The organism is Sphaerimonospora mesophila (assembly GCF_001417795.1).
Taxonomy (GTDB): Bacteria; Actinomycetota; Actinomycetes; order Streptosporangiales; family Streptosporangiaceae; genus Sphaerimonospora; species Sphaerimonospora mesophila.
The window spans coordinates 14260-18554 of the sequence record NZ_BCBX01000068.1 but is presented as its reverse complement, the minus strand read 5'-3'; the positions used below and the strand labels follow the sequence as shown (position 1 = coordinate 18554).

At 65.6% G+C, this 4295-nt stretch carries 2 protein-coding genes; one reads left to right on the top strand and one right to left on the bottom strand.

Going from position 1 to position 4295, the window contains the following annotated elements:
* Positions 1–1187, bottom strand: a 1187-nt coding sequence (locus AP234_RS33575) for a hypothetical protein (protein WP_055483795.1), incomplete at its 3' end; no start/stop codon positions are given.
* A gap of 590 nt (positions 1188–1777) precedes the next feature.
* On the opposite strand from AP234_RS33575, the gene drmD reads away from it, so the two are divergent.
* Positions 1778–4295 (top strand): DISARM system SNF2-like helicase DrmD (gene drmD, locus AP234_RS33570; RefSeq protein ID WP_083502667.1); only part of this gene is annotated, 2518 nt, incomplete at its 3' end.

Sequence of the window (4295 nt, the reverse complement as noted above, 5' to 3'; positions counted from 1 at the left end):
AGGTGGGCGCGCACCTCAGCGGAGTGGTCCTGCGCAGTGAAGCCGACCACTCCCAGGCGCTGGCCGTTGAGATATATCTCTCCCGTGCACGTCTTGTGTAGTTGCTTGATGAGCCGCATTGAGCGGAGTAAATCCGACGGACTGGTCTCGGCCATGTTGTATGCGTATGAGAGCGTGGTCGGTTGTTCCTCGTTGTGGGGAAACATGAAGACCAACTCGGCAACGTTGTAGAAGGTGGCCTTGAGAGAGCGCCCCTCATAACCGGTGCTGCCATGCTGCACCTTCGCGTGGTGCGAGGCTAGAGTACGGCCGTTATTGTCCAGGATTCTGAGCTCCATGCGGACGTCTTGGTCGCTTGGTAGCATATGCGGGAGCAGCTCTACGTGAACGTGCTCTACCGTCTCACTCAGCCATTCGGGACCCTCGATAGTAAGTCGCTCAACGATCTCCGCTGGCAACACAACCTTCTCATCGGTTCCGTAACCGAGGGTCCGTCGTATTTGTTTGCTGAGCTCTGAGTCCTCGCTGAGAGAGTGTTCTAGAGTGATATGGATGGGGCTTGTCTGGTGTGCGCGTGGATGTTTGGCGCGGAGGATGCGAACGACTTGATTACCGTACCGAGCGAAGTCAAAAGTCCAATCCCTATCGCACTTGTCTACGACGTTGCCGAGGCTGAGGACGCGGTCGTCTAGGTCGCGAACGCCGCCCAAGAGGATCGCCTTCTCCTGGTTGAAGATCTTGGCGTCTTCCTTCAGGTGGTCGCGCTGGTAGTAGCCTTCCAGATCGGGAAGGTCGATCATCTGTGAGTCGAGTTCCACGCGGCCTATTACCGACAGTCGCACTTCATGACCGGTTGCCAGTCCGTTGACGAACTCGCGCTCGTTGGGGCTGAGGTTGCAGGGGACTACCAGAGTCCACTCGTACGGGTTGTGCTCCATGGCTCGCACGAAGGAGTCTTTAATCTGGCGCCGTCTGGTCCGGTTCTCTTTAGGGAAGCCTTCGGGGAAGAACTTGAGTTGAAAGATCCGGACACGGGAACCTTGAGTGACCACGATGTCGCGTCCACCGTCGCCGCCCCGTCCATCCACAACTTCAACAGGGGCAGTTCCGGAGTACATGCGATGGATCATGGATTCCACTATGCGGTCGAAGCGCTTCTGGTCCAGGAACTTCCACTCGATCGCCATGGCTACCTTCCCGTAGGCGTGTTCGGAATAGTATTCCGAACCAGGAACAGGTCTGCATCCCGAAAGTCTGAGATGTTGCCCTGGTCTTGGGGCAGATGAGCGCTTGGGACGATGTGCCCCGAGAAGAGTTCACAAGAGCTGATGTCACGCCCGCCGTACCCGCCGGAGCTCTGGTGCCAGATGATGGAACTGGTCTGCACTGGACCGGAGCTGGAGGAACTGGTCGAAGAAGTTCGAGCCGACCGCGATGAGGGTCGCCGCAATGACAGTCTGATCAGCGCTGGGTGGGGGCTGACCCGTCGTGACCACGCGGTGACTCCAGGCGAGGACCTGGTGTTAAGGGCTTTCTCCTGCTCCTAGGACCTGAGCCTTTCTCCTGCCAGCCTCTCCGTCGGCTATGCCACTCGCGCCTGGTGGGAAGCGGCCAAAGCATTACTCGCGTTGTGGCGGTTTGGTACGTGGGCCGGCCCGAGGTGGTGAGATGCATCTCGATGTGCTCTCGTATACCAATAGATCATGGTAGGACGTCATCGCCCGCCTATGCCATGAGGCAGGATAGCCAAAAGTGGCGACTCGTGTGGGGAGCGGCGATGACGCAGGTCGTGGCTGAGACGACGGCGCTGCCTGCCGTTGGCCAGGTGGTGACCGTCAGGAACCGCCCGTGGGTGGTGGCCGACGTCCGCCAGGGCAGTGTGGCTGGCTCTGGAGATGCCGACCTCGCTGCTCAGGCACCCCATGTAGTGAGCCTGGTGAGCATTGAGGACGACGCCCGTGACGAGCGGCTCCGTGTTGTGTGGGAGCTGGAGCCGGGCGCCGCCGCCTACGAGCGGCATGCACTGCCGGATCCCGCGCGCGGTTTCGACCCGCCCGGCCACCTCGACGCCTTCCTCGACGCCGTGCGGTGGGGCGCGATCGCCACGGCGGACACGACCGTGCTGCAGGCGCCCTTCCGCTCCGGCGTCCAGATCGAGGAGTATCAGCTCGACCCAGTCGTGCGGGCGCTGTCGATGCCCCGTACCAACCTCCTCATCGCCGACGACGTCGGCCTGGGCAAGACGATCGAGGCGGGGCTGGTCATGCAGGAGCTCATGCTTCGCCATCGGGCCCGAACGATGCTGATCGTCTGCCCGGCGGGGCTGACCCTGCAGTGGCGCGACGAGATGCGCGACAAGTTCGGCATGGAGTTCCGGATCGTCGACAGCGCGCTGCTGAAGGAGCTGCGCCGGACCCGCGGCCTCTACGCCAACCCGTGGACGCACTTCCCGCGGCTGATCGTGAGTGTCGATTGGCTCAAGCGTGACCGGCCTCGACGGCTGCTGCGCGACGTGCTGCCGCCGGTCCCGCGTTATCCGCGGGCCTTCGACCTGCTGGTCGTGGACGAGGTGCACACCTGTGCGCCCGCGACCCGGGGCAAGTACGCCGTGGACTCGCTGCGCACCGAGGTCGTCCGCGAGCTCGCCCCCCACTGCGAGCACCGGCTGTTCCTGTCCGCCACTCCGCACAACGGCTACCAGAACTCCTGGACGGCCCTGCTGGAGCTGCTGGACGACCAGCGATTCGCCCGAGGTGTCCCGCCGCGCCCTGAGCAGCTCGCTCAGGTGATGGTCCGCCGGCTCAAGAGCGAGCTGCCGCCGAGGTGGGACGGCTCGCCGCGCTTCCCCACCCGGGTCATCCACGACCTTGAGGTCTCCTACTCCGAACCCGAGCGCCGCGCGCACCGTGCGCTGGCGGAGTACGCCGCCTCCCGCAGAGGGCCGGCCGGCGGCCCCCATGTCAACGTCGCCGACTTCGTCACCATGCTGCTGAAAAAGCGGCTGTTCTCATCCCCGCACGCCTTCTCCACCACGATCGACAAGCATCTGGCCACCATGCTCCGGCGCGAGGACGGCGAGATGCCGCTGCCCGCCAGTACCGGGGAGCGCGTGCTCAGGCCGCTGGTGAGTCGGCTGGAGGAGACCGCCGAGGACGACGCCGCGTACGGCGAGGCCGAGTCGGCCGCCCTGACGACGGCCCGCCGCCTGCTGCCGCCGCTGACCGCCCGGGAGAAGGAACTGCTGGAGGAGCTGCGCGACTGGGCGAAGGACGCGCGCTTGCGGCCCGACGCGAAGTTCGACGCTATGCGCGACTGGCTCGACCCGATCGTCCGCCCCGGCGGGGAGTGGAACGACGAGCGGGTCATCATCTTCACCGAATATCGCGACACCCAGAGCTGGTTGCGTGACCGGCTCATCGGCGCCGGTTACCCCGCCGAGCGGATCGCCTGCCTCTACGGCGGTATGGACGACGACGAGCGCGACCGCATCCGCAAGGTCTTCCGCGATTCCCCGAACCTCGACCCGATGCGGATCCTGCTCGCCACCGACGCGGCCAGCGAGGGCATCAACCTTCAGGACAACTGCCACCGGCTGCTGCACTGGGAGATCCCCTGGAACCCTAACCGGCTGGAACAGCGCAACGGCCGCATCGACCGGCACGGCCAGCCGGCGCCGCAGGTGGATGTCTTCCACTTCGTCCCGCACGGCTGGCAGCACGCGCCGGAGGGCTCCCTCGAAGACGAGCTGCAGTTCCTCAGCATCGCCGTCAGGAAGGTCGACCAGATCCGGGAGGACCTCGGCAGCGCCGGCGACGTGATCGCCGCCAACGTCGAGCGCAAGATGCTGGGCCGCGCCGCCGACTGGCAAGCCGCGGAGACCGAGATCGGTAAGCGCCGGCGCGGCACGGCCGAGCTGCGGATCCGCCGCGAGCTGGCCGCCGACCTCGCCCGGCTGACCGAGACGCTGCGCGGCAGCCGTACGCGGCTGCACCTGTCGCCGGAGACGTTGGAACGGGTGGTGCGCACCGCGCTCCGGCTGGCCCACGACCTCGACCTGATCGACGCCGCCTCGCCCAAGGGACTGAACGCGCGCTGCTTCCGGCTGCCCCCGATGTCCAAGCGAGCATGGGCGGCGGCACGCAACGACGGACTGCTCCACCCGGTCACGCACGTCGAGCGCGTCGTCACCTTCGACCAGGACGCCGCCGCCGGCCGTACCGATGTGGTCCTGCTGCACCTCGGCAGCCGTCTGGTGCAGATGTGCCTGCACCTGCTCCGCGCCGAGCTGTGGTCGG